This is a genomic window from Amycolatopsis ultiminotia (assembly GCF_039536925.1).
Lineage (GTDB): Bacteria > Actinomycetota > Actinomycetes > Mycobacteriales > Pseudonocardiaceae > Amycolatopsis > Amycolatopsis ultiminotia.
The window spans coordinates 30265-48222 of record NZ_BAAAZN010000002.1 but is presented as its reverse complement, the minus strand read 5'-3'; the positions used below and the strand labels follow the sequence as shown (position 1 = coordinate 48222).

At 71.2% G+C, this 17958-nt stretch carries 17 protein-coding genes; 10 read left to right on the top strand and 7 right to left on the bottom strand.

What is annotated here, in order from left to right; translation table 11 throughout:
- Positions 1-32: 32 nt before the first annotated feature.
- The gene (gene def / locus ABD793_RS05195) at positions 33-533 is read left to right on the top strand and encodes a peptide deformylase (RefSeq protein ID WP_344855896.1); all 501 of its coding nucleotides are present in this window, start codon (positions 33-35) and stop codon (positions 531-533) included.
- A gap of 7 nt (positions 534-540) precedes the next feature.
- On the opposite strand, the gene ABD793_RS05190 is transcribed toward def, so the two are convergent.
- Positions 541-1614 (bottom strand): GNAT family N-acetyltransferase, encoded by a 1074-nt coding sequence (locus ABD793_RS05190; protein WP_344855894.1) that lies wholly within the window; start codon positions 1612-1614, stop codon positions 541-543.
- Between the two features lie 233 nt (positions 1615-1847).
- On the opposite strand from ABD793_RS05190, the gene ABD793_RS05185 reads away from it, so the two are divergent.
- Positions 1848-2792, top strand: a complete 945-nt coding sequence (locus ABD793_RS05185) for a methyltransferase (protein WP_344856837.1) — start codon at positions 1848-1850, stop codon at positions 2790-2792.
- A 1071-nt stretch (positions 2793-3863) separates the two neighbouring features.
- Here the strand turns inward: ABD793_RS05185 and ABD793_RS05180 are convergent.
- Together ABD793_RS05180 and ABD793_RS05175 are read right to left on the bottom strand one after the other, a co-directional pair.
- Positions 3864-4631 carry a maleylpyruvate isomerase family mycothiol-dependent enzyme gene (locus ABD793_RS05180; protein ID WP_344855892.1) on the bottom strand — a complete coding sequence of 256 codons (768 nt, stop codon included), beginning with the start codon at positions 4629-4631 and terminating at the stop codon, positions 3864-3866.
- Positions 4621-5109, bottom strand: coding sequence for an SAV_6107 family HEPN domain-containing protein (locus ABD793_RS05175; RefSeq protein ID WP_344855890.1), 489 nt, complete (start codon positions 5107-5109; stop codon positions 4621-4623). The genes ABD793_RS05180 and ABD793_RS05175 overlap by 11 nt, the downstream gene beginning before the upstream one ends.
- A 209-nt stretch (positions 5110-5318) precedes the next feature.
- Between ABD793_RS05175 and ABD793_RS05170 the strand changes: the two genes are divergently transcribed.
- Together ABD793_RS05170 and ABD793_RS05165 are read left to right on the top strand one after the other, a co-directional pair.
- Positions 5319-5843 (top strand): YbaK/EbsC family protein, encoded by a 525-nt coding sequence (locus ABD793_RS05170; RefSeq protein WP_344855888.1) that lies wholly within the window; start codon positions 5319-5321, stop codon positions 5841-5843.
- A complete protein-coding gene (locus ABD793_RS05165; RefSeq protein WP_344855886.1) occupies positions 5840-6412 on the top strand; it encodes a GNAT family N-acetyltransferase in 573 nt (190 codons plus the stop codon). The genes ABD793_RS05170 and ABD793_RS05165 overlap by 4 nt, the downstream gene beginning before the upstream one ends.
- On the opposite strand, the gene ABD793_RS05160 is transcribed toward ABD793_RS05165, so the two are convergent.
- Positions 6351-7301, bottom strand: coding sequence for a DMT family transporter (locus tag ABD793_RS05160; protein ID WP_344855884.1), 951 nt, complete (start codon positions 7299-7301; stop codon positions 6351-6353). The genes ABD793_RS05165 and ABD793_RS05160 overlap by 62 nt on opposite strands.
- Before the next feature lie 602 nt (positions 7302-7903).
- A complete protein-coding gene (locus ABD793_RS05155; RefSeq protein WP_344855882.1) occupies positions 7904-8464 on the bottom strand; it encodes a TetR/AcrR family transcriptional regulator in 561 nt (186 codons plus the stop codon).
- Between the two features lie 101 nt (positions 8465-8565).
- On the opposite strand from ABD793_RS05155, the gene ABD793_RS05150 reads away from it, so the two are divergent.
- Both ABD793_RS05150 and ABD793_RS05145 read left to right on the top strand, forming a co-directional pair.
- On the top strand, positions 8566-8979 hold the full coding sequence (locus tag ABD793_RS05150) for a hypothetical protein (RefSeq protein WP_344855880.1): 414 nt from the start codon (positions 8566-8568) through the stop codon (positions 8977-8979).
- Positions 8980-8984: 5 nt separating this feature from the next.
- On the top strand, positions 8985-10424 hold the full coding sequence (locus ABD793_RS05145) for an FAD-dependent monooxygenase (RefSeq protein ID WP_344855878.1): 1440 nt from the start codon (positions 8985-8987) through the stop codon (positions 10422-10424).
- 38 nt (positions 10425-10462) lie between these two features.
- On the opposite strand, the gene ABD793_RS05140 is transcribed toward ABD793_RS05145, so the two are convergent.
- Both ABD793_RS05140 and ABD793_RS05135 read right to left on the bottom strand, forming a co-directional pair.
- Positions 10463-12142 carry a DUF885 domain-containing protein gene (locus tag ABD793_RS05140; protein WP_344855876.1) on the bottom strand — a complete coding sequence of 560 codons (1680 nt, stop codon included), beginning with the start codon at positions 12140-12142 and terminating at the stop codon, positions 10463-10465.
- A 40-nt stretch (positions 12143-12182) separates the two neighbouring features.
- Positions 12183-13067 carry a methylenetetrahydrofolate reductase gene (locus ABD793_RS05135; protein ID WP_344855874.1) on the bottom strand — a complete coding sequence of 295 codons (885 nt, stop codon included), beginning with the start codon at positions 13065-13067 and terminating at the stop codon, positions 12183-12185.
- A gap of 108 nt (positions 13068-13175) precedes the next feature.
- On the opposite strand from ABD793_RS05135, the gene merB reads away from it, so the two are divergent.
- The 4 genes from merB to ABD793_RS05115 all read left to right on the top strand — a co-directional run bounded on the left by merB (position 13176) and on the right by ABD793_RS05115 (position 17896).
- Entirely contained in the window at positions 13176-13820 is a 645-nt protein-coding gene (gene merB, locus ABD793_RS05130; RefSeq protein ID WP_344855872.1) for an organomercurial lyase, read from the top strand.
- 604 nt (positions 13821-14424) lie between these two features.
- Entirely contained in the window at positions 14425-15516 is a 1092-nt protein-coding gene (locus ABD793_RS05125; RefSeq protein ID WP_344855870.1) for a polyprenyl synthetase family protein, read from the top strand.
- The gene (crtI, locus tag ABD793_RS05120; protein ID WP_344855868.1) at positions 15516-16991 is read left to right on the top strand and encodes a phytoene desaturase family protein; all 1476 of its coding nucleotides are present in this window, start codon (positions 15516-15518) and stop codon (positions 16989-16991) included. The genes ABD793_RS05125 and crtI overlap by 1 nt, the downstream gene beginning before the upstream one ends.
- The gene (locus ABD793_RS05115) at positions 16988-17896 is read left to right on the top strand and encodes a phytoene/squalene synthase family protein (protein WP_344855866.1); all 909 of its coding nucleotides are present in this window, start codon (positions 16988-16990) and stop codon (positions 17894-17896) included. Before crtI ends, ABD793_RS05115 begins: the two co-directional genes overlap by 4 nt.
- Positions 17897-17958: the final 62 nt, after the last annotated feature.

Sequence of the window (17958 nt, the reverse complement as noted above, 5' to 3'; positions counted from 1 at the left end):
CGGGGCCCACGGTGACATAAGGACGTTCGAACATGGCTATGCGCGAGCTGCGCTACTTCGGTGACCCGGTGCTGAAGTCCGTCTGCGACCCGGTGACCTCCTTCGACGGCAAGATCGAGGCACTGGTGAAGGACCTGCTGGACAGCGTGCAGCCGGAGGGCCGTGCGGGGCTCGCAGCACCGCAGATCGGGGTGGGGCTGCGGGTGTTCAGCTACGACGTCGGCGGGCTGAGCGGGTACGTGATCAACCCGGAGATCGCCCACCTTTCCGAGGAGACGCACGAGATCGGCGAGGGCTGCCTGTCCGTGCCGGAGCTGTGGTACCCCACCGTACGGGCGAAGCACGCCGTGGTGCGCGGAGTCGATCTGCGCAACGAGCCGATCGAGGTCGAAGGCGTCGACGTGCTGGCGCAGTGCCTCCAGCACGAAACCGACCATCTCGACGGCAAGCTCTACCTCGACCGGCTCACCGCCGAGCGGAAGAAGCAGGCCCTGCGCGAAGCACGCGGCAAGGACTGGTTCTGGAACCGCTGAACACCCGTCACGGCAAGGGCAGCCGTACCGTCACGAGGTCACCCGGCATCGGGATCGGGCGCAGGCCGGCGCGCGTGGCGGTGCGGATCATCGCGTCGTCGCCGGGGAGCCGGATCGCGGTGAGTTCCGTGATCGCCATGGACTCGGCCACCACGGCGAGCCGTGAAAGCAACGCGGTGCCGATTCCCTGGCGCTGCCAGGAGTCCTCGACGAGCAGGGAGATCTCGGCGGTCCGATCGGGCTGCGGGATCAGCTGACCCAGTCCCAGCACGTCCCGGCCGCAGACCGCGAGCACGCTCACACCCCTCGGCGGCGTGAGCAGTTTGTGCAGCCATCTTCGCGGCACCGTCCGAACCCCGGTGTGGTAACGGCTGAACAGCGTTCTGCTCGAACAGCGCTGGTGCAAGGCGACCACGGCGTCGGTGTCCCGCGGGGTCCCGCGGCGCAGGATCACCGCGGCACCGTCCGGGCGGTCGAGCACGACGGCGCCTGCCACGTTGTTCCGCGCCGCGGTGAGCAAGTCGACCAGCGCGGCCGCGCGGGTGAGTTCGAGATCGACGAACGGCGCCCACCGCCGCCGAACAACCAGCGATTTCCCCGCGCCGACCGGGAAAACGGCCCGATGTCCGCCCTCGGTACGGCCGGGGTTGGCCTCCGCCGACGGAACGCGCGTGACCAGATCGGCCGCCAGCACCTGCCGCAGCACGTCGATGAGCCGCTCCGGCGCGTCGACCGCCTCCCGCGCGGCGGCGAGCGCGGCGGTCGACGGATCCCGCAGCTCGTGCACGTCGGCCTCGACGATTCCCGAGCATTCGCACCCCTCGTCCCGGATCGCGTCGAGGAGCAACTCCTTCGGCAAGCCGGTCGCCGGACGCAGCACGATCTCGTCGAGTACCCCGCCGGGTACCGGGAGCACGGCGAGCCCGAGGATGTTGCACTCCAGGTCGGCCAGCCGGATCGCGATGCGCGCGAGCGTGCCCGGCCGGTCGTCCATCCGCACCCGAACCCGCCATGCCGAAGCCGCCGCCTGCTCCGCCTCGACCGGTTGGCCATGTCCCGGCCGCACTCGGAATGTCTCCATGTCCCCACCGTCCACGGCACAGGTAACCGGCCCTGTCTCCGGGTGTTTCGCCCTTGTCAGCGCTCCCCCCCGGTTGCGTGATCAGGGCGAAACATCCGGCCCGGCCGGTCCGCCGCGGGCACGCGAAGTCCGGCGTGATCACCGGTTTTCGGTTGACAGCCGTGCCACCGTTGATCTTCGTGGACGAACAGAACAGCGCTGCGCTCCGCGATCTCGCCGATCTGGCCACGCCGATGGCTCTGCGGGTCGCGGTCACCTTGGGGCTGCCGGATCGGTTGCGCACGGAGGCGGTCGGCGGCGACGTCCTCGCGGCTGAACTCGGGGCGTCGCCGGTCGCACTCGAGTTACTGCTGGGACACCTGGTCACCCTCGGGGTCCTCGGGCACGGTTCCGACGGGTACCGGACCACCGGCTACGGCGCGGCGCTCTGCGCGGACGCGGGCAACGGCCTGGTCGACCTTCTGGATCTGCACGCGGCAGGCGGACGGGCCGAGCTGGCGTTCACCGAACTCCTGCACAGTGTCACCACCGGCGAGGCGGCTTACCCCCGCCGTTACGGGCAGGATTTCTGGGCGGATCTCGCCGAACAGCCGATTCTGCGGGAATCGTTCGACCGGCAGATGGCGCACCGGTTCCACGATCAGGTTCCGCAGATCGTCGCCGGTTACGACTGGGGCCGGTTCGCGACCGTGGTCGACGTCGGCGGTGGCCGCGGTGCCGTTCTCGCCGGGATACTGGCGGCACATCCCGGAATGCGCGGGCACCTGGTCGATCTCGATCCCACCGCGGCCGCGGCCACCCGCACGTTCCACACACACGGTCTGAGCGAGCGGACGCGCGTGAGCGCCGGCAGCTTCTTCGACCCGCTGCCGGCCGGGGCGGAGGCCTATCTGCTGTCCGACATCCTGCACGACTGGGACGACGAGCACGCGCACCGGATCCTGAGCCGCTGCGTCGAGGCCGCCGGGCCGGCCGGCCGGGTCCTGATCATCGAACCGGTCGGCGGACGACGTGGGGAAACCGCAATGGACCTGGCAATGCTCACGATCTTCGGCAGCCGCGAACGACGAGTTGACGAATTCCGCACTCTCGCCTCCGCCCACGGACTGGCCCTCGACCACGTGACCGACCTGAGCGATCAGCGCTGCCTGCTGGAATTCCGCCGCACCGACGGCTGACCCGGCCGTAGGCGCAGCACGGACCCGGTGCTCTCGTGTACGCGGAGCGTCCGACCGGTCGGCACAACGGCTCGGCCCCGGACCATCCCGCGACACCACCGGTCGCCACCACAAGCGTTCAGCCCCAAGACATCCCACGGGTACACGCCAATCCGGCCGCGGTGTCGCAGCACCTCCCACCCCTCCGCGATACGGGAGAAGACGATGCTCGCCGAGCAATCAGGCGGCGAGTGGTAGTGCTTAGGCGGGCGGGGTACTCGCGTAGCGGCCGTGTCCGACAGGCGATCGTGCGGGATGCCTCGCCGGTCGATTCGGCTGCCGGTGGTTCTGCGCAGCGCAACCGTGCAACGAGAGCCAGCGGATGGCGACGACGGAAGTCACGGACCAGGACGGGCTGCGTCGGGTCGGCCGAGGAAGGCACAGAAGCGAGCAGTACCAAAGCCCGTCGGCCAAGGAAAGCAGTACCAAAGCAGGCCGGACCGAAGCGGATCCGCCAAGGCGGCAGTGCCGAAGCAGGAAGCAAGACCAAAAAGGCCGGGCCGAGATGGGTTGCGCCGGAACAGGCCGCGCCGAAGCAAGCCACAACGAGGCCAATTGCGCCGAAGCCAGCCGTACCAAGGCGGGCCGTACCAAGGCGGGCCGTACCAAGGCGGACCGTACCGAAGCAGGCCATACCGAAGCAGGCCATACCGAGGCGGGTTGTGCCGAGGCAGGCTGTGCCGAGGCAGGCTGTGCCGAAGCGAGTTTCCAAAGCGAGGTGCTGAGGCGAAATACCGAAGCGACCTGCCGAAGATCGGTACCGAGGCGACATACCGAGAGGCCGCGTACCAAAGTGGCGTGCCGGAGGGTGCTGCCGTGCTGTGGGTGAATCGCGGAAGCTTCCCCGCTTTCTGGCTCGCCAGCTCAGCGACTCGGCAGCTCAACGAGTCAGCGACTCGCCAGCTCGGGCAGCTCGTCAGCTCCGCCACTCGGCAGCTCAACGAGTCAGTGACTCGGCAGCTCGGGCAGCTCGTCAGCTCCGCGGCTCGGGCAGCTCAGCGAGTCAACGGCTCCGCGACTCGGCTCGGCGGCTCAGCGGGTGGCCAGGCGGAGCAATGCCCAGGTTTGGGCGGCCAGTTCGTGGTCTCCCTCGGTGTGTGTCGTGGTTACCGGGGCGCGGCCCCACAGCCACAGGTAGACCTGCGGTGCGGAGCCGGTGACCACGGCGTCTGCGGCGTCGGTCTCGGCGGGTGCGCAGCGCCAGGCTTCTGTCTCGCCAGGGCCTGCTCTGGCGATCCAGCTGTGGCCACCGGTGCGGAAACCCACTGTGCCGCGGCGGGTTCCGGAAATGCCCATCGTGGTGAGTTTGTGTCCGAAGTAGAGGGTGAGCGCCTCGTCGACGCCGTCGGCGGCCAGATCGGCGGACACCTCGGGCTCGCCGCCACCGGTGACGCGTTCGGCGTCGACCCGGTGCACGAGGGTTTCGTGGAGGGCCCGGCGGCGCCAGAAACCGTACGTCGGGTCGGCGGGCCACCAGGTGGCTGCGCGGGCGGCCGGATCGCGCCCGGCCAGCTCGGCGGCCAGTTCCTCGTGCCCCGACTCGTAGAACACGGACACGGACTGGTCCGGGCGCGGACCGCGCTGCCAGTGCTCGGGGCGGCGGCCCTCGCGCAGCCACGCGAGCACGAACCGGTGCATGCCTGCGACGTGCCGGAGCAGGTCGCTCAGCGTCCAGCCGGGAGTGGTGGGTACCGGTGCGTCGGGCGGCGCCGTGTGCGCCACCTCCCCCAGCAGCCTGGCCTCGATCCGGAACGCCTCGAGCAACCGGCCGTGGTCGACCGTGCCGAGCTCATGCGACATGGGCTTCGCCGGAGATCGCCAGACCGTGCACGACCCGGCGGACCAGCTCGAGAAACTGGCCGGTGGCCTGCACCAGCCCGGTGGCCGATTCGGCGGTGACCCGGCCGGTGATGCCTGCCTCGGCGGCAGCCCTGGTTTCGGAGTTGGCGGCGAAGAACGCCGACCACTCCCGCAGCTCGGGCGCCACCGCGTCGAGCAGCACCCAGCCGCTGGCCGGACGGCCCCGGCCGCGGCGCGGACGCCCGCGCACCGCGAGCACCGCCGCCGCCCCGCGCAACGCCGCCAGGTAGGCGGTGATGAAGCGCTCGGCCGGGTCCCGCTCGTTCACGGCGTGCTCCAGTCCGCGTTTCGCCTGGGTGAGCAGGGCGGCCGCGGCCGGTGGTGCCGGCGGGCGCAGGGACAGCGGCAGCTGCGGCTGCCCATGGTCGGACGAACGGCCGGGCGAACGGTCCGCGGAAGACACGACCGAAACCGACATGACGACCCTCCTCCTGCTCAGGCGGGCCCGGCCCGGTCCCGAGGCGCTTCCCCCACCCCGGGGCCGGGGCCGGTGCATTCCCACCGGATATCGAACGTCTGTTCGAACGCTTTCCAGAGTAGCTCCGGTGGCGGGTCCGCTCAACCCCGGCGGCGGAATCCGGGGACGTGGTGCGGGACACGGCCACCGTCGCGTGGTCTCATAACCGCATGAGCTCCCACGACCATCCCGCTGTCGCCAAGGTCACCGCCGCGTTGGCCGAAGCAGGACAGCACTCCGCCGCCGACCGCGTGCGGATGCTGCCCGCCGAGGTCCGCACCGCCGCGCAGGCCGCGGAGGCGCTCGGGGTACCGGTCGGCGCCATCGCCAACAGCCTGGTGTTCCGTGCCCGTACCACCGGCGGCGCCGAGGTGGCCCTGCTCGCGCTCACCTCGGGCGCGCACCGGGCGCGGGAGTCCCGGCTGGCCGAGCTGGCCGGCTTGGCCGAAGTGGGCAAAGCCGACGCCGGCTTCGTCCGGGAGCACACCGGGCAGGCGATCGGCGGCGTCGCCCCGATCGGGCACCCCGCCACGATCGTCACGCTCGTGGACACCGCGTTGCGCGAGCATCCCGAGGTGTGGGCCGCGGCGGGGCACCCGAAGTCGATCTTCCCGACCACGTTCGACCGGCTCGTCGAGCTCACCGGGGGCACCGCGGGCGCGCTCGCCGGCGAGGGGGAGGATGGACGACCGTGACCGCCATGTCCTCAGGGTGCTCCCGGTACGTGCAGTTCTCCCCCGACGACTTCCGCGCGCGGCTGCCCGAAGCGCTCGCCATCTACGTGAGCGCCATGCGCTATCCCGAGGGCACGGCCGAGCAACGCGCGCCGATGTGGCTCACCCACGCGCTGCGCGAAGGCTGGCGGTGCATGGCCGCCCTCGACGCCGACGGGGCGCTGCTCGGCCTCGCCTACGGATATCACGGCCGGGCCGGGCAGTGGTGGCACGAGCAGGTGCGCCAGGGCCTCACCCGCCGGGCAGGCCAGGAGGAGGCCGACCGGTGGCTGTCGGACTACTTCGAGCTCACCGAGATCCACGTGCGCCCGGAGAAGCAGGGCAAGCAGATCGGCGAGGACCTGCTGCGCCGGCTGCTCGACGGCATCCCCAAGGAGAACGTGCTGCTCTCCACGCCCGAAGGCACCAACCGGGCGTGGAACCTGTACCGCCGCACCGGATTCACCGACGTGCTGCGCGACTACCACTTCACCGGCGACCCGCGTCCGTTCGCGATCCTCGGCAGGCCGCTGCCGCTGGAGCCGCACTAGGGCACCGCGGTTCGGGCCGCCAGTAGCCCACGGCCAGCGCGGCCACCAGCAGTACGGCGCCGGTCAAGGCGGGTGCGCTCAGCCGCTCGTGCAGGAAGGCGACCGAGAGGATCGTCGCGGTGAGCGGTTCCAGCAGCGCGGACAGCGCGCCGAGCACCGGATGCGCGCCGGCGAGGCCACGGAAGTACGCGGCGTAGGCGGCAGCTGTCGGCACGATGCCGAAGTACGCAGCGACGAAGAGCACGTCCAGGTGCAGCGGCAACGCCATGCCCAGATACGCGGCAACGGGCGTCAGCAGCGCTCCGCCGACCAGGCAGCCGTACGCCGTGGTGGCCATCGAATCCAGGCCGGGCACCGGTTTCGCGGTAACGAGGGTCAGCACGGCGAATCCCGTTCCGGCGAGGAACGCCAACGCGATGCCCGCCAGGTGCGGAGCCTCAGCTGACCAACGCAGCAAGACCAGGCCACCGACCGAACCGACCAGCGACACGAGCGTGTACGGCCGCGGCACGCGACGGCTGCGAACGGCGGAAACCACCGCGAGCACGATGGGCGAACTGCCGATCGTGGTCATGGTCGCGATGCTGACGGAACTGAGTGAGACTGCGGCGAAGTAGCTGGCCTGGAAGAAGGCGAACAAACCGCCGACGACGAGCAGACGGCGTAGCGCAGCACGGGTCGGCGTACGCAGGCCACCGGTGACGGCGACATACAACAGACCTGCGACCCCACCCAGCAACAGCCGGTAGGTGGCAACGGCGAGTGGATGCAGCCCGGCGAGCTGGCCGAGCAGTGCACCGGAGAGACCGCCGGTCCCCCACAGCACCCCGGCCACGACGAGCGCGGCCGACGAACGGGCGCGCGAGGACAGGACAAACGAAACGGACATCGGGAAAACGCTCCTGCGTCGAAGGAATCCGGAAATCGACGACGCGGGGCGGCTTTCCACGGGCGACACCGTTTTCCGGCGTCACCGACCAGCCGCGGGCCATCCGGCACACGCGGCGAGGACCACCCCGCTCAGGCGCGCGGCGGTGGGGTGACGAACAAGATCCGACGCATGGAGCGGGAGTGTAGCGGGAGCCTGGAAGGGAGCCAACGGATTTGCCCGGACGGCCGTGCGAAGGAAGCGGGGCCTGCCGGACGGGCCAGGCCGGCACGCTGACCGGCAGAGCCGGGGACGGTGACCGGCAGAGCCGGCACACCGCTCAGCACGGTCAGGACTCCGGCAGGCAGGACCGGCACACTGCGCAACCGGACCGGGCACGCGGGCTGCGACCCCATCGCACCGCCGAAAGAGCCAGGACACCCGGAACCTGCTTCCCGTCGCACGGCAGCCGTAGAGGGGCCTGCCGAGCGAGCCACGAACACCGCATCCCCGGCCAGCGGCCCAGACACCCACCATCCAGCCGGGCAGGCGATCGCAGGACGCTCCAAGGGCACGCAGTCACCCGGCCGAGGTGCGCCGGGTGAGCGGCCGCATCTCCCCGGTCAGGTGGGGACGTCGTCGACGAGATAGTGCTCCAGTACGGGGCGCAGCCAGCCGATCAGCGTGCCGTCGTCCATGGTGGCCAGCGGCGGGGTGCCCAGCACATAGCGGGCCACCGCGACGCCGAGCAGTTGCGCGCCGACCAGAGCGGCTCGTTCGGCAGGGCGGTCGACGGCGATGGTGGCCAGTGCCGGGGTCACCTGATCGGTCAGGACTTCCAGCAGCGCTTCGGCCGCCACCGGGTTCGAGGTGGCCGCTCGCAGCAGCGGCAGGAACGGCCCGTCCGGTCCCCAGAGGTCGATGAACACCGGCAGCAGCGCGTCGGCGGCGCGCGAGGGGGCCGTGCCGGACAGGTTCGGCAGGACGATGTCCAGCCGGGAGATCGCGGCGAACAAGCCGTCCTTGTTGCGGAAATACCGCATCACCAGCGCCGGGTCGACACCGGCCTGCGCGGCGACCGAACGGATCGTCGTGCGCTCGAATCCGTGCTCCCCGAACTGCACCCGGGCCGCTGCCAGGATCGACGCCCTGCTGGCGTCGGCGTCGCGCGTCCTCCGGTTCATGGGGGACCATGGTAATCAACAGTTGTTGACATCGCTCGCCGGGGCCTCTACCTTCCAAGTCAACACCTGTTGACCTCACTCGGCCGAACCGGGAGGACCCCATGCCCGTGACCGTCATCCAGATCGGACTGGATGCGGAAGTCATCGACTGCACATCGCCGGATTTCGCGCAGTTTCCCGGAATTACCAGGGAAGGCCTGCGGAAAGCCAATGACGACAACGTCGCCACGCTCCGTGCGGCCGACTACCAGGTCGACAACTGCCTGATCGGCTTCGGAGAGGAAGGCGCCGCAAAAGCCCGCAAATGGCTCGAAGCAGGCCGCTACGACGCGGTGCTGATCGGCGCGGGCGTGCGGCTCGTCGCGAGCAACTCCCTGCTGTTCGAGTCGATCGTCAACGACGCGCACCGCACCCAGCCGGGCTGCCGGTTCGTGTTCAACCACTCGCCCGAGTCGACCCCGGAGGACATCCGGCGCTGGTACTCCGGCCCCGAAACCGCGGCCCCGGTCCGGTGAACGGCGTGGATCGGACCGACGTGCTCGTCATCGGCGGCGGGCCGACCGGGATGACCGTGGCGGGTGACGTCGCCCGCGCGGGCCGGTCGGCCACCGTTCTCGAGCGCTGGCCGAGCATCAACCCGTCGAGCCGGGCGTTCGCGACCATGGCGCGCACGCTCGAGGTGCTGGACGCCAGGGAGCCGGCGGACGATCTGCTTGCGGACGCGAACCGGGCGACGGGCGTCGAGCTCTTCGCAGGCGCCCGGCTGGACCTGCAGTACCTGCGTTCGCGGCACCAGTACGTCATGATCACGCCACAGACCAATGTGGACACTGCGCTCGGCAGGTACGCGAAGGCGCAGGGGGCCGACATCCGCCGCGGGATCGAGGTCGTCGGGCTCCGGCAGGACGACGACGGCGTCACCGTCACCGCTCGGCCGAAGGGCGAACCCGGGCCGCGCACCACGTTGCGGGCGAGTTACGTGGTCGCCGCGGACGGCGCGCACAGCACGGTTCGCGGCCTGCTGGGGATCGGCTTCCCCGGCAAGACGGTGTTGTCGTCGCTCGTGCTCGCCGATGTCAAGCTGCGCAACGGTCCCGACGGCGGGCTCACATTGGGCAGCACACGGGAGGAGTTCGGTTTCCTCGCCCCGTACGGCAGGCACGAACCGGACGGCTCGTGGTACCGGGCGATGGTGTGGGACCGCGGCCGCCAGGTCTCCGACCACGTCCCGGTCGAGGACTCCGAGGTGGTCGACGTGCTGCGCCGGGCGATGGGTACCGACTTCGGGGTGCTGGAAATCGGTTCGCCGTCCCGATTCCACTGCGACGAACGGCAGGTCGAGCGCTACCGGCACGGCCGGGTGTTCCTCGCCGGCGACGCGGCGCACGTGCATTCGCCGATGGGTGGGCAGGGTATGAACACCGGCATCCAGGACGGCGCCAACCTCGCCTGGAAACTCGCCGCGGTGCTCGACGGTGCCCCGGATTCCGTGCTCGGCACCTACCACGACGAACGGCATCCGGTCGGCAAGCGCGTGCTGCGGCAGTCCGGGCTCATGGCACGCGGCGTCACACTGCATCCACGGATCGCACGCGGGATGCGCAACCTGGTGGTACCGCGGCTCCTGCGCATCCCGGCGGCGCGCGACGCGATCGCCGGCAGCTTCGCCGGGACCGAGCTGCGCTATCCGCGACGCAGTGGGCAACATCGGCTCGTCGGCACCCGCGCCACCGAGATCCCGCTTGCCGGGGAACGGCTCACACTGCTGCAACGCGCACCCGGTTTCGTGTTCATCCGGGAGCGCGGCGGGCACAGACCGGACGAACCGGAGCTGCTGCACGCAGAACGCACCGATGCCGGACCGGCCGTCCTCGTCCGGCCCGATGGCTACATCGCCTGGGCCGGGTCGTCGGCCGAGAGCGCCTGGCGCGACACGCTGCGCGAGTGGACAGGCCGATGACCCGGCCGCGGCACCAGCCACGGCCGGGTCATGCGGACTCAGTCCAGCTGTGCCAGCTGTTCCCGGAGCGTGTCGAGTCCCATGCCGCCCATCCGGAGGGCCTTCGTGTGGAACTGCTTCACGTCGAAAGCCTCACCCTGGCGGCGGCGGGCGTCCTCGCGGGCGGCGAGCCACAGGCGTTCGCCCAGCTTGTACGCCGGGGCCTGGCCCGGCCAGCCCAGGTAGCGGTCGATCTCGTCGCGGACGTGCGCCTCGTCGGTGATGGTGCGGGTCAGGAGGAACTCGAGGCCGAGTTCGGGGGTCCAGCGTTCACCCTCGTGGAAGCCCGTTCCGGCAGGGATCTCCAGCTCGAGGTGCATGCCGAGGTCCACGACCACGCGGGCGGCGCGGAACAGCTGGTCCGACAGCATGCCCAGCAGGTTGCCGTCGTCGGAGAGGTAGCCCAGTTCCCGCATCAGGCGTTCCGCGTACAGCGCCCAGCCCTCGCCGTGCGCGGAGATGAAGGCCATCAGGCGCTGGTACTTGGTCAGCGTCTTCGCCTGGTTCACCGCGGTCGCGATCTGCAGGTGGTGACCCGGTACGCCCTCGTGGTACACGGTCGAGACCTCGCGCCAGGTGATGAACTCCTCGCGGTCGGCGGGCACCGACCACCACATCCGGCCGGGGCGGCTGAAGTCCTCGCTCGGCCCGGTGTAGTACGCGCCCACGCCACCGCCGGGCGGGGCGATCCGGCATTCCAGCCCCATCAACGGGTCCGGAATGTCGAAGTGCTTGCCGCGCAACGACTTCAGTGCTTCGTCGGACAGCGACTGCATCCACGCCTCGAACTGCGGACGGCCGTGCACGTGGTAACGCGGATCGGCGTCCAGCACCTCGGCGGCCTCGGCGACCGAGGCACCGGGACGGATCCGGCCTGCCACCTCGCGCATGTCGGCCTCGATCCGGGCGAACTCCTGCCAGCCCCAGTCGTAGGCCTCGCGCAGGTCGAGCGCGGCGCCGACGAAGTACCGCGACCACAGCCGGTACACGTCCTCGCCGACGGCGTCCTTCGCCGGTGCCCGCGGGGCCAGTTCGGCACGCAGGAATCCGGCGAACTCGGCGAACGCCTCCTCGGCGGCGCGAGCACCCGAGGACAGATCGTCGCGCAGGGTATCGATCTTCGCGCCGGAGACCAGCTCACTGAAGAAACCGGGTCCGTCTTTGAGACCGGCCCAGGTCTCGCACTGCTCGGCGACCTTGCCGATCTGCCGCAGCGCGGACACCTGCCCGGCGTCGGCCGCGGCGAGCAGCGATGTCCGCACCCCGGTGAGCGCACCGGGGATCGCGCGCTGCCGGGCCGCGATGTTCGCCCAGTCCTCGGCGGTTTCGGCGGGCATCAGGTCGAACACCATGCGCAGGTTCTGCACCGGGCTGTCGATCACGTTGAGCGAGGCCAGGTCGAGACCCGCGTCGTGGATCTCGAGCTCGAGGCCGGTCCGTTCGGTGAAGACCGCTTTCGCGATCCGCTCCCGCTCGTCGGCAGGCTCGGCGGCGTTCACCGCGGCGAGCGCGCGCCGCGCCAGTTCGGCCCGCGCGGCGTGCCCGTCCGGCGAATAGTCGGTCAGCCGGTCGTCGTAACCCGGGACGCCGAGCATGGTCGCCGCGACCGGGTCCACGGCCACGTAATCGTCGACGTACCGGTCGCAGATCCCCTGCACGCTCTGTTCGGTGGAAGCCATGCGGGCACGCTACCGCCCCACCCGCGCCGGCGGCACGCGATTACGCGCGCGCAGGCACGAGCCCCAGCCTGGTCACCACCTCACGCGTGGCCTTGGACCGGTTGAACGTGTAGAAGTGCAGGTCGGGCACGCCTTCGGCGATGAGCTTCTCGCACAGTTCGGTGACCGCGTCGAGCCCGGCCGCGCGGAACGCCTTGGGGTCGTCCTCAAGGGGCTCGAGGCGGTCCAGCAGCCGCTGCGACGCCGGTGCGCCGGACAGCTTGATCGTGGTCCGCAGCGTGCGCGGCGTGGTCAGCGGCATGATGCCCGGCAGTACCAGTGCGTCGCAGCCGGCGGCGGCCACCCGGTCGCGCAGCCGCAGGAAGTCCTCGGCCTCGAAGAACAGCTGCGCGATGGCGAAATCCGCACCCGCGCGGAACTTGCGGACCAGGTACTTGGTGTCCGTTTCCAGGTCGGCCGAGCGTGGATGGCCGTACGGGAACGCCGACACGCCCACGCAGAAGTCGCCGAGCGAACGGACCAGCTCCACCAGTTCCTCGGCGTAGCTGAGGCCCTCCGGATGCGGAACCCAGTCGCCGTAGACGTCGCCGGGCGGGTCCCCGCGCAGCGCAAGGATGTTGCGCACGCCGACCGCCGCGTACCAGCCGATCACGTTGCGCAGTTCGGCCACCGAGTGGTCGACCGCCGTCAGGTGGGCCATCGGGCACAGCGTGGTCTCGGTGGCGACGCGGGCGATGCTGCGGATGGTGCCGTCGCGGCTCGAGCCGCCCGCACCGTAGGTGATCGACATGTACGCCGGGTCCAGCGGTTCGAGCTCGCGGATCGCGCGCCACAGCACAGCCTCGTCCGCCTCGTCCCTTGGCGGGAAGAACTCGACGGAGAACGCGGGCGCGTCCCCCTGCAGCCGCTCGATCACCGACGTCATGGTGGGAAATGGTAGTGGCTCGCCGCGATCTCCGGCAGGTCCGGCACGTGGCCTTGACCACGGCTCGGGCGTAGCGTCGGTCCGGATCCTCCGGAAAAGGAGCAGCCGGTGAGCAGCGACGACGATCTGTCCTGGGACGAGGACGTGCGGGTGGCCGTCTACCGGGCGTTCGCCACCCGCGGCCGCCCGCCCACCGCGCCGGAGCTGGCCGACGCCGCGCACGGTTCTCTCGCGGTCGCGAAGCAGGCACTGCACCGGATGGCCGACCGGCACTGGCTCTGGCTCGACGAACGGGAGCACGTCGCACTGGCCGCACCGTTCGCCGCGGTCCCCCTCGGGTTCGCCGTGATGGGCGAGCGCACGCTGTGGTGGGGCGGTTGCGCGTGGGATTCGTTCGCAATTCCGCACGTCGTGGCCGACGAACCCGAGGTGCTGGTCGCCACGCGCTGTCCTGGCTGCGGCGAGCCTGCCGCACTGGTCGTGCACCGCGACCGGCCACCGGACGCCACGCTGGTCGCGTACTTCCCCGACTCCCCCGACCGGCTGGCCGACCAGCGCGGTGCGCAACGACTGTACTGCGCCGAGTCCTGTGTGGACAGTCCGGGAGAGGTGCTCGACCTGGGCGCACTGTGGCATCTGGCGAAGGACTGGTACACCGGCTGTCTCGAACCCGGCTACCGGCCGCGCGGCCACGAGGAGGCGGCGGACTACTTCGCTTCGGCAGGCCTCACCGGCGCGTTCTGGACGAGCTGAGTGCAGCGAAGCCACTCCGCCCGAAGGCGCCGGAAGGCAAAGCGGCTGCGGAACGGCCGACGAAGCAGCGGAAGAGCGGCCAGCGAAGCAGCAGACGGAGTGGCTGCGGCGCGGCGGGCGAAGCAGCTGAGGTGCGGCAGGCGAAGCGGAGGGAGGCCGGCCAGCGAAGCAGCTGAGGTACGACAGACGGAGTGGCGGGAGGCCGGCCGGCGAAGCAGCTGCGGTGCAACAGACGGAGTGGCAGAGGAACGGAACGCCAAGCAGAGGAAGTGCGGCCAACGAAGCGGCGGAGCAGCAGCAGAAGGGCGGCCGACGAACCAGCTGAGGAGCAGCAGGCGAAGCGGCGGAAAGCCGGCCGGCAGAGCGGCTGCGGTGCAGCAGGCGAAGCGGCGGAAAGCCAGCTGGCAGAAGCGGCTGCGGTGCAGCAGACGGAGTGGCTGCGGCGCGGCCGGCGAAGCAGCAGACGGAGCGGCGGAGGAGCAGCAGAAGGGCGCCCCACGAAGCAGCTGAGGTGCGGCAGGCGAAGCGGCGGAGCGCGTCTCGTTCGCCACATCCGGGGGCACCCGCCGCGACTGCGGGCATCCGCGTCGGTGAGGATGGCGGTATGGACGGGCCCGGATTCGATGCCGATTTCCCCGCGCACGTGGAGCGTGCGCTGGCCGAGTTCCTCGGCCGTGCGGGGAACGCGATCGTGGCCACCGAGCCGAGCGTGGCGGCGGGGATCGACGCGCTGTCCGGTTTCGTGCTGGGTGGCGGCAAGCGGCTCCGGCCGACGTTCGCGTGGTGGGGCTGGCGGGGCGCGGGCGGCGCGGCCGCCGGACCGGCCGCCGACGGCGCGTTGCAGGTGGTGTCGAGCCTGGAGCTGATCCAGGCGTGCGCGTTGATCCATGACGACCTCATCGACTCCTCGGACTCACGCCGCGGCCACCCGACGGTGCACGTCGCCTCCGCGAAACTGCACGCCGACCAGGGCTGGCTCGGTTCACCGGCGACATTCGGGCTGGCCAGCGCCGTGCTGGTCGGCGACCTCGCGCTGGCCTGGGCCGACGACATGTTCGCCGATGCCCCGCTGCCCGCGGCCACGCTCGCCGCCGCGCGGCCGGCCTGGCGCGCGATGCGCACCGAAGTACTCGCCGGGCAGTACCTCGACGTGCGCACCCAGGCGGTGGGCGACGCCTCACCGGAGGCCGCGCTGCGGATCGACCGGTTGAAGACGGCCGCCTACACGGTGCAGCGGCCGCTGCACCTGGGTGCCGCGCTCGCCGGGGCCGGCGACGAGCTGATCACCACCCTGCTCGAGTTCGGCGGCGACGTCGGCGTGGCGTTCCAGCTGCGGGACGATCTGCTCGGGGTGTTCGGCGATCCGTCGGTCACCGGCAAGCCCGCCGGCGACGACCTGCGCGAGGGCAAGCGCACTCTGCTCGTCGCGCTGGGCCTGCAGCTGGCGGCCGAGCGGGGCGACGAGGCCGCGGCGCGGGTGATCGCGGACGCGATCGGGGCCACCGACCTGGCGGGCGCCGCGGTGGACCGGGTCCGCGACGCGCTCACCTCGGTGGGCGCGGTGGCCGCGGTGGAGCGCCGGATCGACGAGCTGACCACGTCGGCGGCGGCCGCGCTGGAGCGCGCGCACCTGGCCGAGCCCGCCCCGTCGGCACTCGCCGAGCTGATCCGGCTGGCCACCCAGCGGACCTCGTGATGCGGACCGTCGGCGCGCACGCCGACCACGTGGTGGTCGTGGGTGCCGGGCTGGCCGGGCTGTCGGCCGCACTGCACCTGCTCGGCGCCGGACGCCGGGTCACGCTGCTGGAGCAGCACAAGACGCCCGGCGGACGGGCCGGGCAGCAGGACATCGGCGCGAATGCGGTCGACACCGGCGCCAGCGTGCTCACCATGCCGGAGCTGGTGGACGAGGCGCTGCACGCGGTCGGCGAATCTCTCTCGGGCACCGTGGAGCTCACCCGGCTCGACCCGGCCTACCGTGCCCGGTTCGCCGACGGCAGTACGCTCGCGCTGCGCACAGACGGCGAAGCGATGGAAGCCGAGATCCGCGATTTCGCCGGGCCGGCCGAAGCACTGGGTTACCGACGGCTGCGGCGCTGGCTGACCGAGTTGTACGCGGTGCAGAAGGACCACTTCATCGGCGCCAACTTCGATTCGCCGCTCGACCTCGTGCGGCCGGAGCTGGTGAAGCTCGCCGCGTTGGGCGGCTTCGGACGGCTGGGCCCGCGCGTCGCGCATTTTCTCCGCGACGAACGCGTACGGCGGTTGTTCTCGTTCCAGGCGCTGTACGCGGGCCTTGACCCCACGCGCGCTCTGGGCGCCTACGGCGTAATTGCGTACATGGACACAGTCGGCGGCGTCTACTACCCGCGCGGCGGTATGGGCGCCATCGCGCGCGCGATGGCCGATGCGGCGACGCGCGCCGGTGGCGAACTGCGGTTCGGCACTGAAGCAGCTTGGCTGGAGCGCGTTTCGTCTCGCGTACGCGCGGTACGCACGCGGGCGGGTGAACGCATCGCTTGTGACGCTGTGGTGCTCGCAACCGAGCTGTCGGCCGCGTACCGCCTCATCGGTGCCCGTCCACGGCGGGTATTGCCGCTGCGGTATTCGCCGTCCGCTTTCGTGCTGCACGGACACGCCCGCCGCTCCTGGCCGGAGCTGGACCACCACACGATCTTCTTCGGCCAGGCGTGGCAACGGACCTTCACCGAGATCGTGCGCGAGGGCAAGCTGATGAGCGATCCGTCGCTGCTGGTCACCCGTCCGACCGCGACCGAACCGGCGCTCGCCGGCGACGGCGGCGAGATCGTCTCCGTACTCGCCCCCGCGCCGAACCTGCGTACCGGCAGGCTCGACTGGGCGGGCGTCGGACCCGCTTACCGCGAAGAACTCCTGCGTACGCTCGAATCCCGCGGCCTCAACGGATTCTCCGGAGAGTTCACTGTGGACGAACAACGCACGCCGGCGGACTGGGCGGCCAGCGGACTCGCCGCGGGCACGCCGTTCTCGCTCGCGCACACCTTCGCGCAGACCGGCCCGTTCCGGCCGGCCAACCTGGTGCGGGCGGCGGGCAACGTGGTGCTCGCCGGATGCGGCACCACCCCCGGCGTCGGCATCCCGCCGGTGCTGATCTCCGGACGTCTCGCCGCGGAAAGGATCATCGGCCGGTGACCGAACTCGACGCCGCCGGCATCACCGATCCCGGCTTGCGGGCCGCCTACACTGAATGCCGGCGCATCAACGCCCACCACGGCCGCACGTTCTTCCTCGCCACCCGGCTGCTGCCACCCCGTGCGCGCCCTGCCGCACACGCGCTGTACGGCTTCGCTCGGATGGCCGACGAACTGGTCGACAACCCGGAACCCGGTATCGATCCGGCGGTCGCGCTGGACAAGGTCGCCGGGTTCGTCGACGAGGTCTACGCAGGCGGCGAACCGGCGCATCCGGTGCTGCGCGCGCTGGCCGACACCGTGCACCGGCACGGCATCCGGCGCGAGCTGGTGGATGCGTTCCTGCATTCGATGCGGATGGACCTCACCGTCACCGAATACGCGACCTACGCCGATCTCGCCGAGTACGTCCACGGTTCGGCTTCGGTGATCGGCCTGCAGATGCTGCCGGTGTTCGGCACCGTCGGCCCCGAGGCCGCGGCCGAACCGGGGGCAGCCGCGCTCGGCGAAGCTTTCCAGCTCACCAATTTCCTGCGTGACGTCGGCGAAGACCTCGACCGCGGCCGGCTGTACCTGCCGACCGAGGAGCTGGCGGCGTTCGGCGTGGACCGTGAAGTGCTGCTGGCCGCACGGCGCGCGGACCGTCCGGACCCGCGGGTGCGTGCGGCACTCGCCGTCGCGGTGTCGCGCACCCACGCCGTGTACCGCCGCGCCGAGGCCGGAATTCCCTTGCTGCGCCCGGAATCCCGGACCTGCGTGCGCACCGCGATCACGCTGTACGAAGGCATTCTGGACGAGATCGAGGCACTGGACTACGACGTGCTCAACCGCCGTGCGGTGGTCAGCCGCACCCGGCGGCTCGCGGTCGCGCTCCCCCGGTTGTTCGGCGTGTGGTTGCGGCGCTGAGCGGTTCTCCCCGTCCGGCGCACCGCAGGCCGGACCACGCCCACCGGCCATCCCCGCGCCCG

Excerpts from the sequence above, each read along its gene's own strand:
- def (WP_344855896.1), top strand. The coding sequence starts at position 33 with ATGGCTATGCGCGAGCTGCGCTACTTCGGTGACCCGGTGCTGAAGTCC.
- ABD793_RS05190 (WP_344855894.1), bottom strand. The coding sequence starts at position 1,614 with ATGGAGACATTCCGAGTGCGGCCGGGACATGGCCAACCGGTCGAGGCG.
- ABD793_RS05185 (WP_344856837.1), top strand. The coding sequence starts at position 1,848 with ATGGCTCTGCGGGTCGCGGTCACCTTGGGGCTGCCGGATCGGTTGCGC.
- ABD793_RS05180 (WP_344855892.1), bottom strand. The coding sequence starts at position 4,631 with ATGTCGCATGAGCTCGGCACGGTCGACCACGGCCGGTTGCTCGAGGCG.
- ABD793_RS05175 (WP_344855890.1), bottom strand. The coding sequence starts at position 5,109 with ATGTCGGTTTCGGTCGTGTCTTCCGCGGACCGTTCGCCCGGCCGTTCG.
- ABD793_RS05170 (WP_344855888.1), top strand. The coding sequence starts at position 5,319 with ATGAGCTCCCACGACCATCCCGCTGTCGCCAAGGTCACCGCCGCGTTG.
- ABD793_RS05160 (WP_344855884.1), bottom strand. The coding sequence starts at position 7,301 with ATGTCCGTTTCGTTTGTCCTGTCCTCGCGCGCCCGTTCGTCGGCCGCG.
- ABD793_RS05155 (WP_344855882.1), bottom strand. The coding sequence starts at position 8,464 with ATGAACCGGAGGACGCGCGACGCCGACGCCAGCAGGGCGTCGATCCTG.
- ABD793_RS05150 (WP_344855880.1), top strand. The coding sequence starts at position 8,566 with ATGCCCGTGACCGTCATCCAGATCGGACTGGATGCGGAAGTCATCGAC.
- ABD793_RS05140 (WP_344855876.1), bottom strand. The coding sequence starts at position 12,142 with ATGGCTTCCACCGAACAGAGCGTGCAGGGGATCTGCGACCGGTACGTC.
- ABD793_RS05135 (WP_344855874.1), bottom strand. The coding sequence starts at position 13,067 with ATGACGTCGGTGATCGAGCGGCTGCAGGGGGACGCGCCCGCGTTCTCC.
- ABD793_RS05125 (WP_344855870.1), top strand. The coding sequence starts at position 14,425 with ATGGACGGGCCCGGATTCGATGCCGATTTCCCCGCGCACGTGGAGCGT.
- crtI (WP_344855868.1), top strand. The coding sequence starts at position 15,516 with ATGCGGACCGTCGGCGCGCACGCCGACCACGTGGTGGTCGTGGGTGCC.